The sequence below is a fragment of the Noviherbaspirillum sp. genome, assembly GCF_036846085.1.
Classification (GTDB): domain Bacteria; phylum Pseudomonadota; class Gammaproteobacteria; order Burkholderiales; family Burkholderiaceae_D; genus Noviherbaspirillum.
In genome coordinates this window covers 1-18680 of record NZ_DAIUCO010000084.1, presented here as the reverse complement: position 1 = coordinate 18680, position 18680 = coordinate 1, and the positions used below count along the sequence as shown (strand labels likewise).

Sequence of the window (18680 nt, the reverse complement as noted above, 5' to 3'; positions counted from 1 at the left end):
TTCCCACACCGGTCGACCTTGCGCATCAACCTGACTTTTCCGCTTTGGCAGGTGCGAGCGAAACCGTCGGCAAGCACATGAAACGCGGCGCTGTCGTAGTTTTCGAATCTACTGTTTATCCGGGTGCGACTGAAGAGATTTGTGTACCCCTTCTCGAGAAGCATTCCGGCTTGAAATGGAAAACGGATTTCCATGTCGGCTTTTCCCCGGAACGGATAAATCCAGGCGACAAGGAACATACGCTTACATCGATATTGAAAGTCGTCTCTGGCGACGATGCGAATACGCTTGATCGAATCGCTGGTTTGTACGAATCGATCATCACTGCCGGAGTACACCGCGCATCCAGCATCAAAGTGGCGGAAGCAGCGAAGGTGATCGAGAACACCCAGCGCGACCTGAACATTGCGTTGATGAACGAACTTGCGATCATCTTCGACAAGATCGGCATTGATACGCTCGAAGTTCTGCAGGCGGCCGGAACAAAGTGGAATTTCCTGCCGTTCCGACCCGGGCTGGTCGGCGGGCATTGTATCGGTGTCGATCCCTATTATCTAACGCACAAAGCCGAAATGATCGGCTATCACCCGCAGGTCATCCTCGCTGGCCGTCGAATCAACGATGGCATGGCAAAGTTCGTCGCCGAAAAGACAGTCAAGGAGATGATTCGTGCCGGCGTCAATGTCAGCGGTGCGAGAGTAAATATCCTTGGTTTGACGTTCAAGGAAAACTGCCCGGATTTGCGCAATTCCAAGGTGGCAGATGTTATCAACGAACTGCAGTCTTACGGTGTAACAGTACACGTATATGATCCCGTCGCAGATTCAAAAGAAGCTCAGCATGAATACGGCGTAACGCTTGAATCCTGGGAAAGCCTGCCTCGCGCGGACGCGATCATCGCTGCGGTGTCTCATCGTGAATTGCTTGCGCGGCCCTTGTCCGATTTCCTCGCGAAAGTAGTGAAGAAGGGTTGCTTTATTGATGTCAAATCCCAGTTTGACCATGTCGCATTGCGTGAAGCAGGGCTGACAGTCTGGCGACTTTGATTATCCTTGGGCGACCGGCGGTGCGGAAATGAGTGCGTATCAGGAAGTGCAGAATCACCTGCACCATCACCAATATCGCTGGCTGGTTACTGGCGCCGCAGGTTTTATTGGTTCCAATCTTGTCGAGGCGTTGTTGAGGGCGGGTCAGCAGGTGGTCGGTCTCGACAACCTGTCGACAGGGCATTTGCATAACTTTGATCAGATCGAAAAGCTGGTCGGCCCTGACCTTTGGAGCAACTTCCGCTTCATTAAAGGCGATATCGTTTCGCTGGATGACTGCCGCAGCGCCTGCGATGGCGTTGATTTTGTCTTGCACGAAGCGGCACTCGGATCGGTATCGCGCTCGATCGAGGATCCAATCCTCACAAACTCCAGCAACGTGACCGGTTTTCTGAACATGTTGGTGGCTGCCAGAAACGCCAAGGTAAAGCGTTTTGTTTTCGCCGCGTCCAGTTCCACCTACGGTGACCATCCGAAGCTTCCTAAAGTTGAAGATCAGATTGGCAAGCCACTGTCTCCATACGCGGTGACAAAACTGGTTAACGAATTGTATGCAGACGTGTTTGCACGCAGTTATGGATTCGAATCGATCGGGCTCCGGTATTTCAACGTTTTTGGACCGCGACAGGACCCTCGTGGAGCATACGCAGCGGTGATACCGCAATGGGTGGCCGCATTAATAGAAAACAGGGAGGTCGCCATCAATGGCGACGGAGAAACCAGTCGTGATTTCTGCTTTATCGATAATGTCATTCAAGCCAATCTACTGGCCGCTCTGACATCCAATCCCGACGCAATCAACCAAGTCTACAATGTTGCCGTCGGCGATCGCACGACGCTCAACGAGCTGTATCACGCAATGCGTCAATTGTTAAGTCAGCGGTTTCCTTACTTGCATGACCACAAGCCGCTGTATCGAGACTTTCGCGCCGGTGATGTGCGTCATTCGCAGGCCGATATTACCAAGGCTCGTGAACTACTTGGATTTAATCCGACATACCGTATAGACGCTGGATTGCAACAGGCCATGAACTGGTATGTAGAGAATCTTTCTCGGTGAATTGGAGATTTGAGTCGACCGCCATGAAGCGGTGGCCGAGTGCCACGCGTCAAAAATTTTACGGTGTCGAGTCCGCTGGTATCGGAATGTCTTTCTGTTCCCGATCTCGTGACGCACATACCCGGCTAAAGAAGCTTTGTGATTGGTAAGGATAGCTAAGGGCCTGGTTGCAAGGCCGAGAGGGAAGAGTAAGCCGAATAGCGCATTGGGCGTGCATTCGACGTCTCCTGTCTTTCGCAATTCTAAACGTGCTGCTCAAGTCCACACTGCCATCTTCAGATGACATGCCATTTCCAAGTGCAGTGATATCCAATACCGGTTCTCATGCGATTTAATCATCTTAGCCTGCGTACCCGCGTCCTGTTTCTAATGATTTGTGTGCTCGCGGGCGTTTTGTCGATCGCCGCCTGTCTCCTTATCAAATTCGATCTGCCTCCTCGCAACCAGGCGCTTTACATAGAAAAGCGAGTGGCAAATCACAATCCGGTGATCACGTGGGCAGGGAATTGGATCGCCGGTGGACTCAAGTCCTTCGATCGTAGCGCTTCAATGCCGTTTATTCCTCCCATTTCGATTGGCGCGAAGGCTGCCAGCGACTCTGTTCAACCAGCGCGTTCAGACACAATGAATATCGTGCCGGCACAGACTTCCGCTGATGTCATCAGGGCAATTGCCAGCGCAAGACCCGGCGATGTGATCACATTAGCGCCGGGGACATATCGCTTCAATGGAAGTCATTTGGCAGTTGCGAAGCCGGGTACGGAAAAAAATCGAATTGTCTTGCGGGCGGAGCAGCCTGGTTCAGTGGTCATCGAGCACGACATGACCGAAGGCTTCCTTGTTTCGGCGCCTTACTGGACATTTGAACATTTGATCATTAGAGGTATCTGTTCCGGCGCGAATGGTTGCGAACACGCATTTCATGTCGTCGGAGGGGCAACGTACTTCATTGCCCGCAACAACACGATCACTGATTTCAATGCCCACTTCAAGATTAACGGTGCTATCGGCTTGATGCCGGATCATGGACTCATCGATGGAAACATCTTAACGAACACCACTATCCGGCATACTGCCAGCGCAGTGACCCCAGTCGACCTGGTTGCGGCCAGCGATTGGGTGGTGCGTCGCAACTTCATCAGTGATTTTATAAAAACAAGTGGAAACAAGGTTAGCTTTGGAGCATTCGCCAAAGGCGGCGGCACCGGAAACCGCTTCGAGCAAAATATCGTCATCTGTGAAAATCGATTGAAAGGCGCGGACGGCCATCGAGTGGGACTTTCCCTGGGCGGGGGCGGCACGGGCGCGCGTTTTTGCAGAGACCAGCGATGCATTACAGAGCAGGAGGGGGGAGTGATCGAAGCTAACCTTATCGCTTCTTGTTCCGACGAAGGCATTTACCTGAATCGAAGTGCAGGCAGCAAGGTACGTCACAACACCGTAGTCAACACTGCAGGCATAACAGTACGATTTCCTGAAAGCGGCGCGGATGTGGAGGGCAATGTCGTCGACAGCAGCATTCGTAGCCGGGATGACGGGATATTGCGCGACATCGACAATCTGGACGACGCACCGCTCAACACATACTTCGGGCTGAATTCAGTCCGCGACGTTTATCACGGGGACGGGACGTTCGCATGGCGCGATCAACCACCTCGACGCGGCGTTCTGCCATATTCGCCACTCGATCTGTGCGGCAGCAAGCGACCGAACGCGCCAGCATATGGCGCATTCGAACGCTTTTCTGACTGCCTGATGAAAAGCGGCCAGCGTGATGCAGCAAATTTGTCTCGCGATCCGGAACTTGCAGGTTTAGATCATTCCGAGAAGCGGCACCTGCCTTGAGCAGCCTTGTTCGGGACCAGGCTTATACCCGTATCAGGGCGAATGCAAGCTTGAAGCAAAAAAACGGGACGGTGGGTGGGTTACTTTTTATCCTGATCTTCCCATTTCCCGGCTTCGGCAAGTTTGGTTTTTAATCCTTGCAGTGGAAAATCTAGCGAAGCAGCCTTCTCGGCATAGAGGCGTGCATTTTCATAATCCTTCTTTTCAAGATACACCAAGCCCAGGTTGTAGTTGATTGCGCCATTGTCCGGTTGTAGATTGACTGCTTCGAGCAGCTGTATCAATGCGTCATCGGTTCGCCCGCGTTTGGACAGGTAGACGCCGTAAATCATGCGGACTGCCGAATCATCCGGGCGGAATCTGATAGCACGATCGAAATAGCATTCAAACGAGTACTTGAGTCCCGGAACCCGGATCGTCTTGCTTCGAAGCGCATATCGCGCCATGCTGGCAAGTGCCCGGGGATGATTGGGAAACGCCCTCAACGTATAGTCGAGGTCGCCTCCAAGTGTTCCGGCATTGCCCTTGATGAGTTTTTCAACGTCGGGAGTGAAGTGCGCCATTTCAACGAGACGCAGATTGGGCGCGAACTCAGCTTTCCTGTAATCAAACGGACCGTATGCGTTCGTGAGTTCACCGCAATAGCTTGCACCATAGGCAGCAGTAGACGCCATCGACAACAGCAATACACCGATTCTAATCAAGTCTTTCATCAACGAGTCCTGTTAAAACGTGCGTCGGATATGTCCTGCTGCTTACGATTTACCGGCAATGACAGCGTCCAGTATTGCTGCAAGTTCTCTGCTCCTCGCTTCACGCGAATGTGCCATGGCGCTCTCCAGCGAAGGAATGGATGCGGAGTTGTCTTTTGCCGAACCAATAAAATCCAGCAGACATTGCATGATGGCGTCCCTGGCGTCGAGTGGCGCGATGGCCCTGATTCCCGCAGTGCGAAGTGTATGGGCGGTGTCGCCGACCGGATCGGTCAAAGCGAGTATAGGGCGGCGGGCGCGTAAGTACTCGTACAGTTTTGCCGGGATCTGATGATTGCAATTCGATGCCTGCAGTATAAGGAGGCCATCGGCCATCAGCATTTCTGCCAACGCTTCCTTATATGGCACCGGAGGCTCGAGTTTCACTATGTCGCCGATTTCGTACTGCGCAATGAGCCTGCCGAGATACTCGTCGTGCCCTGTGGCGCGCAGCACCACACGAAATGTTTCTGCGGATAGCTTGCCCTCGCGGCGCAGTATGTCAATTGCCTGGAAAAACTGTGTGGGATCCCTCTCTGAGGGATAAATAACCCCGCTGTGAACGAGGGAGAATGGCCCCTTGCTGTCTGGCGACGTATTCGTGATTGCCTGCGCGTTCTGAAAATTTTCTTCGTCGTAGCCGTTTTCGATCAGCGCGAAGCGGGACGCCGGAATCTCCGGAAAGCGGCGCTGATACATCGCGATGGTACCCGGGGTGGTGCAAACGGCTTTCGTACAATGCTGCAGCGTCTTCTTTTCTATCCATTGATACGCCCGTCTCGTAAGCGGGTTGGCCGGATATCCTTCATCCGTCATTGGATCGCGCATGTCTGCTATCCAGGGTAGACCGGTCAGTCGGTGAACGCTCAAGGCGATGAGATGGGCGGTGGCGATCGGATAGGTCGACCAGATCACATCTGGCCGGCGCGCACGCACCATTTTCAGCGCTGACGGAACCGCGCCAAGCCACCAGGAAACCCAGCGATCAGGGAGGGCCAGCAAACCCAGGTAACGACCCTTGAATGACAGATGTCGCGCCGTGTCCATTGCGAAGGCCCGGCTGACATGGACTCCGTCCGGAATTTCGGCCATTTGGTCATTGCTCGTGCTGGCATAGGCCCGCGGATGGGCGGTCAGCACCATCGGCTCCCAGTCATGGGACTTGATGTAGCGGGAGAATTTCAGCGTTCGTTGAAGGCCGCTGCTCCCTCGCAAGGGCGGGTAGTGAAACGCAATCATGAGCACGCGTTTTACCATGATGCAATCCAATCCCTGGTCCACGACGCTACTTGATCCCGCCAGTCACGCTGCGCAAAGGTATGGTTCGCTTCCGGTAGATCCCGTCGTTGATAGTTCGAGCCGCGAAGTAGCTTTTGCCATTTGCGAGATGCATTCACGACATCTTCAAATTCCTTTGCCGTGAGATCGTTGCCGCTCAGGATGATGAGCACCTTCCCGCGAAAAAGCGCCAAACCTGCCCGCATCCTCTCGGGAAGCGGATCGACGCCGGAAAACTCCCTGCTTGCTCCCGAGGGTTGGACGTTGTTGCTTCCTTGAGGGACCACGCTTTTTCGGATCATGCCGATTAATGATGATGCGGCTTCGCGATAGCCGAATTGTCCCCGGACGATCTTGAGCCACATGTCGCGATTGAGCAGTCGGGTAAGGTAATAGTGCTTTAAATAGGCTTTTGCCATTCCTTCATCGGTGCGTACCCATGGATTGAGCAACACCAGGCCTGTAACTCGCGCATCGGTATGCGCATAGAAGATAGAGGCCGATGCCGCGTCGCACAGGCCCCAGATTACCAGTTCGTCGAGCGCCGGGACTTCGTTGAAAAAACGATCAACTGCCTGACGCATGTCTGCATCAATCGATTCAAATGTCCGGATTTCCCCGTCGCTATCACCCATGCCGCGATAATCGAAGCGCATTACGGGTACGCCCTGTGACGCAAGCTGCCTTGCCAGCAGGGTAAATTGACGATGACTGCCTGCGCGATACTGTGGGCCTCCGACGACGATCAGTACACCGCGGGATGCGGCTTGGACCGGAACGCTGAGAATACCGTACAGGCATTTGCCCTCGCATTCGAATCGGACGGCGCGTTCGATATAATTCACGCCACAACCTCACGAAACACATTGCTTGTCGCTGCCAGCAATGCCGGGCAATCGGTGATTTCCTGTGTCAACCAGAATGCAGGCCCGGGCACCGTGGCGCAGTGCAGGTTGACGCCATGCCGTGTCCAGATGCTGGCGACCTTGGTGGCTGCCGGCGGCATTGGCCGGCCGTCTTCCGCCACAACTTCCAGCCAATGAACCGTTCGGTCGGCAAGGATAAGGTCGGCCGAATTCAGCTTGTCTATGCTGTCCAGCAGCGCCGGAGCGAGCTCGTAACCGGCGACTTCCAGGCTTTCGCCGCTCCTCATCCGGGACCGCATCTCTTGCGTGCCGCCGGACTTTCCCTGTTCTCCCGACAACATCGCAGTCGCGACGCGTGTCCGGAGAAACTGGGTCATAAAGGATTCGCCATTGAGGACTGGCTGCCACAACAATACGCCGCCGAGATTGCGGTCCGACCGGACCGCATAGTCAAGCGAGAGGAGTCCACCCAGGCGCAGTCCCCAAAGACCAGGGGCAACTGAACAACGGTTCGCCAGCCAATCGACTGCAATGTCCACATCCTTCAGCCAGATGTCCCAGCGTGCGTCGGCAAAATCCCCTTCACTGTCTCCGCAACCGTAGAGGTCGATCTGCAGGACCGCAATGCCGTCATGTGCAAAGCGCTTTGCCTGCAGCGCCGCCATACGCCTGGACTTGTTCATTTCCTCCGCAAAGGGATGGATGTAGACAAACGCGCCAAGACATGCAGCCCCGGGAGGAGGGCTATGGAACAGGCAAAAACGTTCGCCCACGCCGGTTTTCAGGAAAAATGGTTCAGCGCAGACGTGACGGCCGGAATCACTCATGCGGTCAATTTTTGTTCGACAAAGCGGACGAGGCTGCCTACGGTCTCGAAGGTGGCAGCACTGATCTCGTCGTCATCGACAGTGATGCCAAAGTGCTCCTCGAGGGATGTTAGAACATTGATGACGGCCATGGAATCAAATTCAGGAATGCCGCCCATAAGAGCAGATTCCTCGCGCAGCGAATTTTTGCGGTCGCCAAGTGCCAATACGTCAGCCAGAATGGTCTTTACTTCTTCAAAGTACTGCATTATTGGGTCCTGTCATGAGTGCCGGTTAGAGCGGAAGATTCGGTATGCTGGGTTGCTTCGGTTATCCGATGCATGGCGGGTGATTCCAAGGCCAGAGTCAGCCGGTCGAGGCCGCGGTTTTTTTCATCGCTCCATGCACCCGCGATAAGAACGAAAAGCGGTAGGCGTTGACATGATAGAGATGGCGTACGTCATCAGTCCATTTGAGATGCCAATCCATGACCTTCCCGTAGAACTCAATGCCCTTCAGGCGGCCCTCATCGAACAATGCCTTCGTTTGTTCCTGTCGCAAAAGGAACGCCGGCGACGTGCCATCGTTGATGGCCTCGTCATAGGTCGTTTTCAGAATGACGATGTGGTTTCCATTCTCAATGCACAAATCCATTGCGACCACCTTGTCGTTATATCGGTACCGATAGATTCGCCCGGCGCCTCGGCTGCAAAAGGATTCCAGCATGCTTCTGTAGAATCTGCCCTGTGCATTTTCCGGATGAATAGCGGTGCCGAGCTTGGCCTTCCAGCCGGCGCTTTCCAGCCTGCCGTATTCGCCCAGCGCGTCCGCTACGTCTTCCGGTGCCGTGCAAACGTCGAGATGCAGGGTGATGCCTTCTTTCTCCAATTTGTTGCGTTGCTTCTTCATGTTTTGCCGCAAGTTCTTGCCGCGGGCGTTCCAGTATTCATCAAAGCTTCCCTCAAGCGCAATTCTTGCCGTGGAAATGTAGTCGAGAGTCGACACTGCGGCATGATTTTCGGGACGTGGAATCAAGGCGGGGTCCTGCTGCAGTATGCCGACCATCATAGAAAAGCCGGGAAGCCGCTTTATTAATTCGGGGAGTAGCCGTCCGAAACCCTGGCTTGGCAGGCATGTCCATAGCCCGATTGGAGCCTGGGATGGTTGAAACGTCTCCCATGCTCCCCGCCGGTTCTGCACAAAGATTCCCATCGCCTGGATACGGCCGTCATCCTCGTAGCAAGCCAGAACTTCACTGCCTGTAGCGAACTCCCGCAGCAGGGGAAGAACGAAATCGACATCGAGAAGCGGCGATTTCAGTCCCTGATCATTGATCGATCGCCAGTGGTGCTGATGCGTCTCGAATTCACCCGCCGGGTAAATCTTCCAGTTCATTGCGAGCTGTTCCTGTTGGCGTGCAGCACGGTTGTTATTTTTCCAATCATCCACTCGAGTTCGTCGGTGCGCAGGTCCTGGTGACATGGAAACTGCATCACGCGACTAGACAGTTCGACGCTGGCAGCGCAAACCTTCTCGTCGACGCCCGGCCAAAGATATTCGCCGAAACGGATAATCGGCACGCCGGCATTCTTCAGCGCCGGGAAGACGGTTGCGAGGTCATTCACATACAGTGGAAAGACCCAGGGGACTACGCCATCCGGCAGTTCAGCAAACAATGGGCGGCACCCTGGAAGGTCGGACAAGGCTTTATGTAACGTAAGGTAGTGCTGCCTTCTCTTCGTCGCCATTCGTTTTCTCGAAACGGTCCTGATCAGATAGTGGGACAGAAACGACGTGCGTTTATCGACCCAAGCTGGTTCGAATGCAAATCCGCCGTCGGAAGCGCCTGGTGCGAGTGAGCCGTTCCCGGGCAATCTTTTCTTTTTAATGGACCCCCACACGGCATCTTTCAGCCACATCGGAAGCGAAAGGGCCGCTTTCAACAACGTCATGCGGCCGTAGGCGAAACCTTTTTCCAGCGTATTGAATGCCGCTTTCATTTCAAAGGCGATTCCGGCGGATCTCAGCGGCAGGTGCGCGATCGCATGGCGCGATGAGACCAGGCAACCGCCTTCGTAAATGGGAAAGAACTTCATTGTGCTGGCGATCGCATAATCGCCATACGATCCAAGGGGTTTGCCGCGGTATTCGCCCAAAAAGGAATGCGCGCAGTCTTCCAGAAGAAAAATCTTATGTTCATCGCAAAAGGCCCTGAGTTCAGACAGGGCCTGGGGGAAGCCGAAATAATTCGTGGCCATCAGCACCTTGGTTTGGCTGTCTACCTTGGAACGAATGTCGTCTAGATTGACGGATGTATCCGGATTGATACGGTAGAAGGTGGGTTCTCCTCCCAGCCAAACCACGGGCTCGATCATCGAGTTGCAGTGAAAGGCGGGAACGAGAACCTTGTCGCCTTTCCGAACATTCATTTGTTGTAAGGCCAGCGCGATCGCAACGCGTCCGCTCGTCACCAGCTGCGCTTGGCCTGCATCCAGCACCGATCCGACGCCCTCATCGTGACGACGATCGAAAAACGATGCTGCCGATAAGACGGGATGCGTTGGGATCAGGGCGTTTGGGAAGGCAAGCATGTTCAGCAATTCCCGGGCGGTAAGAAGAAAATGTACTGCCCGAGAACGCATCCTCTCGGAAGCGTTGTAACGCAGACCAATCGCGTAGGACGTGTGCAGGAACGGTAAGAACGCATTTTCGGATCGCTCGTTTCAAAAGTTCGGTGAATCTCGACGTCCGCCACCGACTGGAACGTATGGCTGGGGCACATTCAACATCAGTGCAATGCTCGCCGCTGCTCAGCAACTGGTTGGAATCAGGCAAATTTCGTTTGGCATATGCAGGACACCCGATCTGCCGCAAATCGAATTACCATCCAGCTACTTTTTATGTTGTTTCTGTTGCAAAACATATATTATTCCAGATTGTAACTATTTTTAACGGTATTTTGCGCTCTGGCATTATTTTCCGGTCACAATCCTCATCTCGGATTCACGAATTCATTTCTTTGGCCCGTTACGTAAATGACTGATCTTGTTCATGAATTCATTTTTACCACGGCCGCGCGTACGCCCGACCGTGAAGCGTTGACGTATCAGGGCGATCGGCATGATTACGCGGCGCTGTCATTGGCAGTCCAGTCCGCGGCCGGGGCTTTCCTGGAGTCCGGGCTAGCGCGGGGAGAGCGTGTCGCGGTCTACCTCGAAAAGCGGATCGAAACCGTTACCTCGATGTTTGGTGCATCGGCTGCAGGCGGTGTGTTCGTACCAGTCAATTCGCTGCTCAAGCCGGAGCAGGTCAGTTATATCCTTGCGGACTGTAATGTCCGGATTCTCGTCACGTCCCTTGACCGGTTAAAGGTACTCGCGGCGGTTCTTGCGCAATGCCCGGATTTAAGAACCGTAATGGTTGTTGGAGCGGCCGACGAGCTGCCAGCCATCAAGGGCGTCAGCGTGGTTCGATGGGCAGATGTGTTGCGACACGCGGTTGAGAAGAGCAGACATCGTGTCATCGACACTGACATGGCGGCGATCCTGTACACCTCCGGGAGCACCGGCAAGCCGAAAGGTGTCGTGCTCTCGCACCGGAATATGGTGGCAGGAGCAAAAAGTGTTGCGAGCTACCTGGAAAATACGCCGGATGATCGCATCCTCGCGGTACTGCCGCTGAGTTTTGATTATGGACTGAGCCAGCTCACTACAGCGTTTCATGCCGGCGCGACCGCGGTCCTGATCAATCATCTGCTTCCCCGTGACATAGTCAAGGCAGTCGAAGCGGAACGGATAACCGGACTCGCGGGTGTGCCGCCGTTGTGGCTGCAACTTGCGCAGCTCAAATGGCCGGAGGATTGTTCGCTACGCTATATCACCAACTCCGGCGGGGCGATGCAGCGCGTCACCCTCGATGCCCTTCGTGCCTCTCTCCCGAAGGTCAAGCCCTACCTGATGTACGGATTGACCGAAGCTTTCCGATCCACTTTTCTCCCGCCGTCCGAGGTGGATCGACGTCCGGATTCCATAGGCAAGGCGATTCCGAATGCCGAGATTCTGGTGCTCCGGCCGGACGGCTCCGAATGTGAGCCCGGCGAAGCGGGGGAACTAGTACATCGCGGCGCACTGGTGTCACTCGGGTACTGGAACGACACTGAAAAAACATCGCAGCGGTTCAAGCCGCTTCGCTCCGCCCAGCATGGATTGCCGATTCCCGAAATGGCGGTGTGGTCCGGCGACATTGTGCGCGCCGATGCAGAGGGATTCCTTTACTTCATCAGCCGCAACGACGAGATGATCAAGACGTCCGGCTATCGGGTCAGCCCCACCGAAGTCGAGGAGGTCGTCTACGCAACCCAGCTCGTATCGGAGGCGGCCGCGATCGGCGTGGCGCATCCCGCGCTCGGGCAGGCGATTGTCGTCGTGGCAAGTGCACGCGGCACCACAGAAGTCGACGCCGCCGCGCTTCTTGCAAGCTGCAAGCCGCATTTGCCGGCATACATGCTTCCCCAGCGCGTCATCCCCTGGGAAGGCAGCTTGCCGAGGAACCCGAACGGGAAAATAGACCGTAAGTTGCTTGCGGCAAGGTTCGAAGCGATTTTTACGGAATCGGTCAAATGAGTGCACAGCGCCCTAAACACGCACCTCTGCCGCACTTCGGCGTGGTCAATGGATGTCTTTACATCGGCGGCATTTCGCTTGAGCGGCTGGCGCAGCGAGTCGGCACGACGCCATTCTATGCATATGAACGCCAGGCCCTGACCGAGCGCGTCGCCCTGCTGCGGCGACACCTGCCGGAGGAAATACACCTGCACTATGCAATGAAAGCCAACCCGATGCCGGCGGTCGTGCAGCATATGGCCGGATTGGTGGATGGTATTGATGTTGCATCCGGCCGGGAGCTGAAAGTTGCACTGGATACGACGATGCGTCCGGAGTGCATCAGCTTCGCCGGTCCCGGCAAGAGCGATGCCGAATTATCTTCTGCGCTCGCGGCTGGAATCGTGGTGAACCTGGAATCCGAAGAGGAGATGGAACGGCTGGCGCGTTTAGGCGAGGCGTCCGGTATCACGCCAAAGGTGGCCGTGCGCGTCAACCCGGATTTCGAGCTGAAGTCATCCGGAATGAAGATGAGCGGCGGCCCGAAACAATTCGGCGTGGATGCGGAACGTGTACCGGCAATGCTCGACCGGTTGGGCGCATTGGATCTGGATTTTCATGGGTTTCATATCTTCTGCGGCTCGCAGAACCTGAAGGCCGCCGCAATCCAGAATGCGCATGAGAAGACCTTTGAACTTGCCATTCGGCTGGCCGCCTTTGCGCCGGCACCGCTGCGGATACTGAACATCGGCGGCGGGTTCGGGGTGCCATATTTTCCGGGCGAGGAGCCTCTTGATCTTGCCGCTGTCGGCGAGAATTTGAAGCGATTGCTTCCCGAGGTAAAGCAGCGACTTCCCGAAGCGCAAATCGTGATCGAGCTTGGACGCTATTTTGTTGCCGAGGCGGGTGTGTATGTTTGCCGCGTGGTTGACCGCAAGGTATCGAGAGGGCAGGTGTTTCTGGTCGCCGATGGCGGGTTGCACCACCACCTTGCTGCGTCGGGCAACTTTGGACAGGTCATTCGGAAAAATTATCCGGTTGCCATTGGCAATAAGATGGACGCGATGGAGCGCGAGACTGCGTCGGTAGTTGGTCCGCTGTGCACGCCGCTGGATCTGCTTGCGGACCAGATGGAGCTTGCCAAAGCGGAGGTCGGAGACCTCGTCGTGGTGTTTCAATCCGGTGCGTACGGATTAACCGCAAGCCCGACCGCATTCCTGAGCCACCCGACCGCAATCGAAGTATTGGTGTAAGCATCGATGAAGCGCCTTGATAAAAAGAATCTACCCATGACCGAAATGCGAAAGAGCCTTCTATGAGCGGACTGTGCGGATGGATAGCGCATGGCGCAACCCAGGACGAAAACCGGCGCCTGATCGATACCATGGCGGCACCGCTTGCCCGTTTCGACAGTGCACACGTGCAGACCGCGGTCGGCAGCAAAAGCGCAGTCGCGATTGCTTCCGGCGGCGCCGGCAGCCACTTGTACCAGGGAGAAGGGCTGCTTGTTGCAGTGTGGGGACAGGTCGGGTTCAAGGATCCGGTCATGTCGCAGCGCGCGCATGCCGAGGGCATTGCCAGGACACTCGCGGCGGTCTGGCGTGACAGGGCGGAGCAAGCCTGCGCTTGCCTGACAGGTGCTTTTTCATTGTGCATCATTGATGAAGCGAACGGCCAGGCGCTTCTCGCCATCGATCGCATGGGAATACATCCATTGATTTATCAGATCGTGGATAACTGCCTCGTTTTTGGTTCCTCGGCGGATGCAATCAACCAGCATCCTCGAACGAAAGCGGAGATCGACCCTCAGGGGCTGTTCAACTACGTGTATTTCCATATGATTCCGGGGCCGGGCACGGTCTACAAAGACCAGCAGCGCTTATTGCCGGGCGAGTGCCTCATCTTCAAAAACGGCGATGTGCAAAAACGCCGGTATTGGACCATGCAGTTCCGGGAGCAGGACTCCCGCTCGTTCGTGGAACTCAAGGAGGAGTTTATCCAGGTGTTGCGTTCCAGCGTTCAGGATGCAACAGGCAATCAGCCGGTGGCGGCCTTTCTCAGTGGCGGCACCGATAGTTCGACCATCGCCGGAATTCTCGGGCAGGTGAGCGGACAGCCGGCGCAAACCTATTCCATCGGTTTCGAAGCGGACGGGTATGACGAGATGGAATACGCGCGGATTGCGTCTCGTCATTTTTCGACCCGACACCACGAATACTATGTGACCCCGGATGACGTGGTGGCTGCGATTCCGCAGATCGCCGCGATATTCGACCAGCCGTTCGGCAACGCTTCCGCCGTGCCTGCTTACTACTGCGCGCGTATGGCCCGCGCGGACGGGTTCACCCGCATTCTCGGCGGCGACGGCGGCGATGAACTGTTCGGCGGCAATGAACGCTATGCGAAACAGCATATCTTTGCGCTGTACGATCGTGTACCGTCCATGTTGCGCAAGGCGCTGCTTGAGCCGGCGGTGTTCGGCATGCCGGCAGGCGAAAAACTGAAGCTGGTCCGCAAGGCCCGCAGCTACATCGAACAAGCATCGATTCCGATGCCGGCTCGCATGGAAACGTACAACCTGCTTGGTCGCTATGGCGCAGATAAAGTGTTTTCGGGAGATTTCCTTGCCCAGGGCGATCCCGCACAGCCTTTGCACCTCCTGAGCACAACCTATGGCGAAAGCCAGGCCAGGAGTCTCATCAATCAGATGCTGGCGCTTGATTTTAAATTTACCCTGGCTGACAACGATCTTCCCAAGGTGGTCAAGGCTTGCGAGCTGGCGGGAATGGAAGCGGCGTTTCCGTTCCTCAGCGACGACATGGTTGCATTCTCGGCCCGTCTCGCCCCTGACATGAAACTGAAGGGGACGAAGCTGCGTTACTTCTTCAAGGAAGCGATGCGCGGCATTCTTCCGGACGAGATCATCACGAAAGAAAAGCATGGATTCGGGCTGCCGTTCGGTGTCTGGCTGCAGAAGCACAAACCTCTGCACGATCTTGCAGCGGACAGCTTGAGCGATCTGAAGACACGCCGTATCGTCCGTGCGGAATTCATCGATAGCTTATTGGGAGAGCATCTGAATCAGCATGCGGGCTATCACGGCACCATGGTGTGGGTGCTCATGATGATGGAGCAATGGTTCAAGCGCTGCCAGGCGGAGCGATCCCAGGCATTGGCGGCATGATCGCCGGTTGATTCCCGATGGTATGGCGGCGTATACCCGACGCCATGCGCACTTCAATTCAATGCAAGGCATGCGGCTCTGCGTGGGACCTGCTTCGCGCCATATCTTGTGACAGTCTCTTCGCGCCCGCTACACGGGCAGTCATTTGGCGCATGCGACGCGGCGAGCAGCCACTGAAAAGCGAATTATTATAATTTCGTCAATTGCTGTTTTATAATGCCCTCGATCCGGATGTTGGCTGTCTTATCCCGGAATGACGGCGTCCGTACCATGCCATCAGGGCGATTGCCACTGCTGACGATGTGATGATGGCCGTCGTTGTCTTCCCCCAAAGGAGCATCTATGGAATTCGCACAACTTACGCCCGGACCGGGCTTCGCACCGGTGCAGAGTCTCCTGTATTACGGCCAGCGTCTCGTCACATCGCCGCCGCTGCGCCGCGCCATCGTGTCATCCTTGCAGGCCGGCGTCCGTCTCCGGCAAGGTTCATCCGGCGCCGACATGGCGCTGACTTCACAGGAAAGCCAAACGCTTCAAACCCTGACCCGCGATGGCTATGCGCCGTTTCCTTCGCTGTTCAGTCCGGAGCAGGTGGCAGATATACATGCTTTTCTGCGACCCAAACTGCTCGCCGCTCGCCGCAGCAACATCACGCCCTTCACGATCGACCAGGTTCCGGACGGAGTACGCATTGCGGACTATGCAATGAAGGACATCATCGATTCGCCGCATATCCTTGCGTTGGCAAATAGTCCGTCATTGCTGCGAATCGCTTCCAGTTATATCGGCTGCAAGCCGACGATCTCGGCACTCGGATTGCGCTGGTCGTTTCCGAGCATGGCAACGGGCACCGATGTACAGGCGTTTCACCGTGACTCGGACGATTGGCGCTACATGAAAATACTCGTGTATCTGACCGACGTGGATGATCAGGCGGGGCCCCATATGTTTGTCAAGGGAACCCATACCGCCAGGTTGTCGGCTCGCCTGCAACACTACAAGGATGCGGACATACAGGAAAAGTACGGCAGTGAACGAACGATGATCGCGACAGGCAAGGCGGGTTTCGGGTTCGCGGTCGACACCTCCGGCATCCATAAAGGCCAGGTGCCGGTGCGTGATGCACGCCTGATGCTGCAAATACAATATTCGATACTTCCTGCCTATGCGTATCGGTATGAGCCTCAATCCTATAAAGGCCGGCTGAAACTCGATCCCTATATCAACCGACTTTTCTGCAAATGAAGGATGAACGTCGCAGACAGCCGGTCCTCACCGCCATAACACGATCTGACGCCACTACCCGGTCATCCCGGACGAACCGATTTGAAACTAAAAAGCTTCCTTGGGGAACTATTTTTGGTAGGCAATACTCACAGCTTGCAGTTTGGCCAAGACGCGATGCCGCCGTTTGATCGGGCATCGACGCGATTTCAGCGCCGCAACCGGCGTTTGCCGCTCTGCTAAGACTGTACTTCGACCGCACAGGCGTGCAGTTGAATCTCCGTGTTACGTGACAATGAATGAAATAACAATGAATAACTTCCTCAATACTGACGGCACTATGATTGAATCGGATCCAGCATCCCGCGTTCCGGTTTCGCAACCGGAAAATCCGTTGACCCGTCGTACATTCCTGCGCAACGTGACAGTCACGGCCGCGGCACTGCTTGCAAGCGGTTGCGGCGGTGCAGGTGGGGCAACACTGGCCGGCGACAATGCGCCAGCCCCCCCAGGCCAGTCGCCGAACACACCGCCGGGAGAAACGCCGTCATCCAATCGTCCTCCAGTCTGGAGCGTCATTCCAACGATCACCTTCACGCAGGGAATAGCGGCCAGTTTTTCGGTTGCGGCCTTCGTCACCGATGAAGAGAACGACGCGCTCAGCATCGCGAAAAATGCAAATCCGCTGCCTGCGGGCGTGACCTATGACGCCGCGACCAAGAGCTTTATCTATGACGGCATCGGCGGAGTCGGCAGTACCGGCGGCCACGTGTTGACTGCAACGGAAGGATAAGGCGAATGGCCCAAGTATCATCCCAGCCCTTCGTTGTCCGCATAGAGCCGCGTCCGGTTCTGACGGCCGCTTTCAAACTCACCTCGGCCGTGGGCGGTACAGCGTTGCCGTTCACGCTCGGGCATGCGTTTAAAAAAGGGGAGGTGCCTGCCGGCGTATCCCTGGCGGGCGGTATTCCGGAATTGCAGGTTGTCGAGAAGAACAGGTGGCCGGACGGTTCACTGAAATTTGCCGTGGTCTCAGGGCGCATCACGTTGGAAGCGGCAAAGTCCTTTACGGTTCCGCTCCAGGTCGGCACACCGCTTTCCGTGCCAAATCTCTCGACCGCAAATTTAAAAGCAAGCGGCATCACCGCATCTGTCGATGCCGGCATATTCGGCGCTGCTGCATGGAGCGGTTCCGACTGGGATGCGCCGTTTGTCGAATGGGTCGGCGGGCCGGTCATGAGTTCGTGGATCTATCGCAAACCGATCGGCGCCGACGCGCATCTGGTTGCCTGGCTTGAAGTGCGGCTGTACAAAGGTGGAGAGGTAGAGGTTCTACCGTGGGTGGAGAACGGGTACTTGAATGTTGCCGGGCCGACGAGCAAGAACGCGACCTATCGTTTCATGATGAACGGGGCGGAGCGCTTCAATTCCGCGTTTGATCTGCCAAACCACTGCCGTACCGTACTGGTGTCCGGCGCACGGCATTCTTACTGGAACGTCGCCGATCCGCAAATCACCCCGCGGCATGATAAAGAGCATTTGCAAGCGACACGCCTAGTGCCTGCATATCGCGCTTCCGTGCCGTCCGGCGCATCGGTGTGGAGCAGCCTGTCACAGACCTATGTGCCTCTGCAGCTGAGCAATTATTCCCCGGCGATGGGAACGACAGGCTATCACGGCTCAATCGGCATGTTGCCCGAATGGGACGTGCTGTATCTCGCGAGCGACGATGACCGGGCATATGCGGGCGTGATCGTCAACGGATACAGCGCCGGGCGGTATGGCATCCATTACCGGGATACGCAAACTCAGCGGCCGATCCGGTTCTCCAGCTACCCCAATCTGGTTATCGGGGGAAACAGCGGAATTACCGGCACGGGCGCATCGTCAACAAATTCCTACACACCCGCTACGACAGGGACCCCACCGCAAACCTGGGCGTCGTCCCACCATCCGTCGGTCGGTTTCATGGCCTACCTGCTGACCGGGCGTTTTTATTTCATGGAGCAGGTGCAGTT

At 55.8% G+C, this 18680-nt stretch carries 16 protein-coding genes; 9 read left to right on the top strand and 7 right to left on the bottom strand.

Going from position 1 to position 18680, the window contains the following annotated elements; genetic code table 11:
• From V7080_RS11780 to V7080_RS11770, 3 genes are all read left to right on the top strand, one after another.
• A partial coding sequence (locus V7080_RS11780; RefSeq protein WP_334188588.1) for a nucleotide sugar dehydrogenase occupies positions 1-1046 on the top strand: 1046 nt, incomplete at its 5' end.
• A gap of 28 nt (positions 1047-1074) precedes the next feature.
• On the top strand, positions 1075-2106 hold the full coding sequence (locus V7080_RS11775) for an SDR family oxidoreductase (RefSeq protein WP_334188587.1): 1032 nt from the start codon (positions 1075-1077) through the stop codon (positions 2104-2106).
• Positions 2107-2430: 324 nt separating this feature from the next.
• Positions 2431-3951, top strand: a complete 1521-nt coding sequence (locus V7080_RS11770) for a chondroitinase-B domain-containing protein (RefSeq protein WP_334188586.1) — start codon at positions 2431-2433, stop codon at positions 3949-3951.
• 80 nt (positions 3952-4031) lie between these two features.
• On the opposite strand, the gene V7080_RS11765 is transcribed toward V7080_RS11770, so the two are convergent.
• The 7 genes from V7080_RS11765 to V7080_RS11735 form a co-directional block, all read right to left on the bottom strand.
• Positions 4032-4664, bottom strand: coding sequence for a tetratricopeptide repeat protein (locus V7080_RS11765; RefSeq protein WP_334188585.1), 633 nt, complete (start codon positions 4662-4664; stop codon positions 4032-4034).
• Positions 4665-4706: 42 nt separating this feature from the next.
• Positions 4707-5960 (bottom strand): glycosyltransferase, encoded by a 1254-nt coding sequence (locus V7080_RS11760; RefSeq protein WP_334188584.1) that lies wholly within the window; start codon positions 5958-5960, stop codon positions 4707-4709.
• Entirely contained in the window at positions 5954-6826 is an 873-nt protein-coding gene (locus tag V7080_RS11755; RefSeq protein ID WP_334188583.1) for a hydrolase 1, exosortase A system-associated, read from the bottom strand. The genes V7080_RS11760 and V7080_RS11755 overlap by 7 nt, the downstream gene beginning before the upstream one ends.
• A complete protein-coding gene (locus tag V7080_RS11750; RefSeq protein WP_334188582.1) occupies positions 6823-7674 on the bottom strand; it encodes a hydrolase 2, exosortase A system-associated in 852 nt (283 codons plus the stop codon). Before V7080_RS11750 ends, V7080_RS11755 begins: the two co-directional genes overlap by 4 nt.
• Positions 7671-7922 carry an acyl carrier protein gene (locus V7080_RS11745; RefSeq protein WP_334188581.1) on the bottom strand — a complete coding sequence of 84 codons (252 nt, stop codon included), beginning with the start codon at positions 7920-7922 and terminating at the stop codon, positions 7671-7673. The genes V7080_RS11750 and V7080_RS11745 overlap by 4 nt, the downstream gene beginning before the upstream one ends.
• A 97-nt stretch (positions 7923-8019) precedes the next feature.
• A complete protein-coding gene (locus V7080_RS11740; RefSeq protein WP_334188580.1) occupies positions 8020-9048 on the bottom strand; it encodes a GNAT family N-acetyltransferase in 1029 nt (342 codons plus the stop codon).
• Positions 9045-10244 (bottom strand): aminotransferase class I/II-fold pyridoxal phosphate-dependent enzyme, encoded by a 1200-nt coding sequence (locus V7080_RS11735; protein WP_334188579.1) that lies wholly within the window; start codon positions 10242-10244, stop codon positions 9045-9047. The genes V7080_RS11740 and V7080_RS11735 overlap by 4 nt, the downstream gene beginning before the upstream one ends.
• Positions 10245-10688: 444 nt before the next feature.
• On the opposite strand from V7080_RS11735, the gene V7080_RS11730 reads away from it, so the two are divergent.
• From V7080_RS11730 to V7080_RS11705, 6 genes are all read left to right on the top strand, one after another.
• Positions 10689-12275 carry an acyl-CoA ligase (AMP-forming), exosortase A system-associated gene (locus V7080_RS11730; protein WP_334188578.1) on the top strand — a complete coding sequence of 529 codons (1587 nt, stop codon included), beginning with the start codon at positions 10689-10691 and terminating at the stop codon, positions 12273-12275.
• Positions 12272-13507 (top strand): pyridoxal-dependent decarboxylase, exosortase A system-associated, encoded by a 1236-nt coding sequence (locus tag V7080_RS11725; protein ID WP_334188577.1) that lies wholly within the window; start codon positions 12272-12274, stop codon positions 13505-13507. The genes V7080_RS11730 and V7080_RS11725 overlap by 4 nt, the downstream gene beginning before the upstream one ends.
• A gap of 62 nt (positions 13508-13569) precedes the next feature.
• Complete coding sequence (locus tag V7080_RS11720) at positions 13570-15438, top strand: asparagine synthetase B family protein (RefSeq protein WP_334188576.1); 1869 nt, start codon at positions 13570-13572, stop codon at positions 15436-15438.
• A gap of 342 nt (positions 15439-15780) precedes the next feature.
• Entirely contained in the window at positions 15781-16683 is a 903-nt protein-coding gene (locus V7080_RS11715) for a phytanoyl-CoA dioxygenase family protein (protein ID WP_334188575.1), read from the top strand.
• A gap of 373 nt (positions 16684-17056) precedes the next feature.
• Complete coding sequence (locus tag V7080_RS11710) at positions 17057-17455, top strand: hypothetical protein (RefSeq protein ID WP_334188574.1); 399 nt, start codon at positions 17057-17059, stop codon at positions 17453-17455.
• Positions 17456-17460: 5 nt separating this feature from the next.
• Positions 17461-18680, top strand: a 1220-nt coding sequence (locus V7080_RS11705) for a hypothetical protein (protein WP_334188573.1), incomplete at its 3' end; no start/stop codon positions are given.

Bases quoted from the DNA above. Each gene is read 5' to 3' on its own strand.
- V7080_RS11775 (WP_334188587.1), top strand. From the start codon at position 1,075: ATGAGTGCGTATCAGGAAGTGCAGAATCACCTGCACCATCACCAATAT.
- V7080_RS11770 (WP_334188586.1), top strand. From the start codon at position 2,431: ATGCGATTTAATCATCTTAGCCTGCGTACCCGCGTCCTGTTTCTAATG.
- V7080_RS11765 (WP_334188585.1), bottom strand. From the start codon at position 4,664: ATGAAAGACTTGATTAGAATCGGTGTATTGCTGTTGTCGATGGCGTCT.
- V7080_RS11760 (WP_334188584.1), bottom strand. From the start codon at position 5,960: ATGGTAAAACGCGTGCTCATGATTGCGTTTCACTACCCGCCCTTGCGA.
- V7080_RS11750 (WP_334188582.1), bottom strand. From the start codon at position 7,674: ATGAGTGATTCCGGCCGTCACGTCTGCGCTGAACCATTTTTCCTGAAA.
- V7080_RS11745 (WP_334188581.1), bottom strand. From the start codon at position 7,922: ATGCAGTACTTTGAAGAAGTAAAGACCATTCTGGCTGACGTATTGGCA.
- V7080_RS11740 (WP_334188580.1), bottom strand. From the start codon at position 9,048: ATGAACTGGAAGATTTACCCGGCGGGTGAATTCGAGACGCATCAGCAC.
- V7080_RS11735 (WP_334188579.1), bottom strand. From the start codon at position 10,244: ATGCTTGCCTTCCCAAACGCCCTGATCCCAACGCATCCCGTCTTATCG.
- V7080_RS11730 (WP_334188578.1), top strand. From the start codon at position 10,689: ATGACTGATCTTGTTCATGAATTCATTTTTACCACGGCCGCGCGTACG.
- V7080_RS11725 (WP_334188577.1), top strand. From the start codon at position 12,272: ATGAGTGCACAGCGCCCTAAACACGCACCTCTGCCGCACTTCGGCGTG.
- V7080_RS11720 (WP_334188576.1), top strand. From the start codon at position 13,570: ATGAGCGGACTGTGCGGATGGATAGCGCATGGCGCAACCCAGGACGAA.
- V7080_RS11715 (WP_334188575.1), top strand. From the start codon at position 15,781: ATGGAATTCGCACAACTTACGCCCGGACCGGGCTTCGCACCGGTGCAG.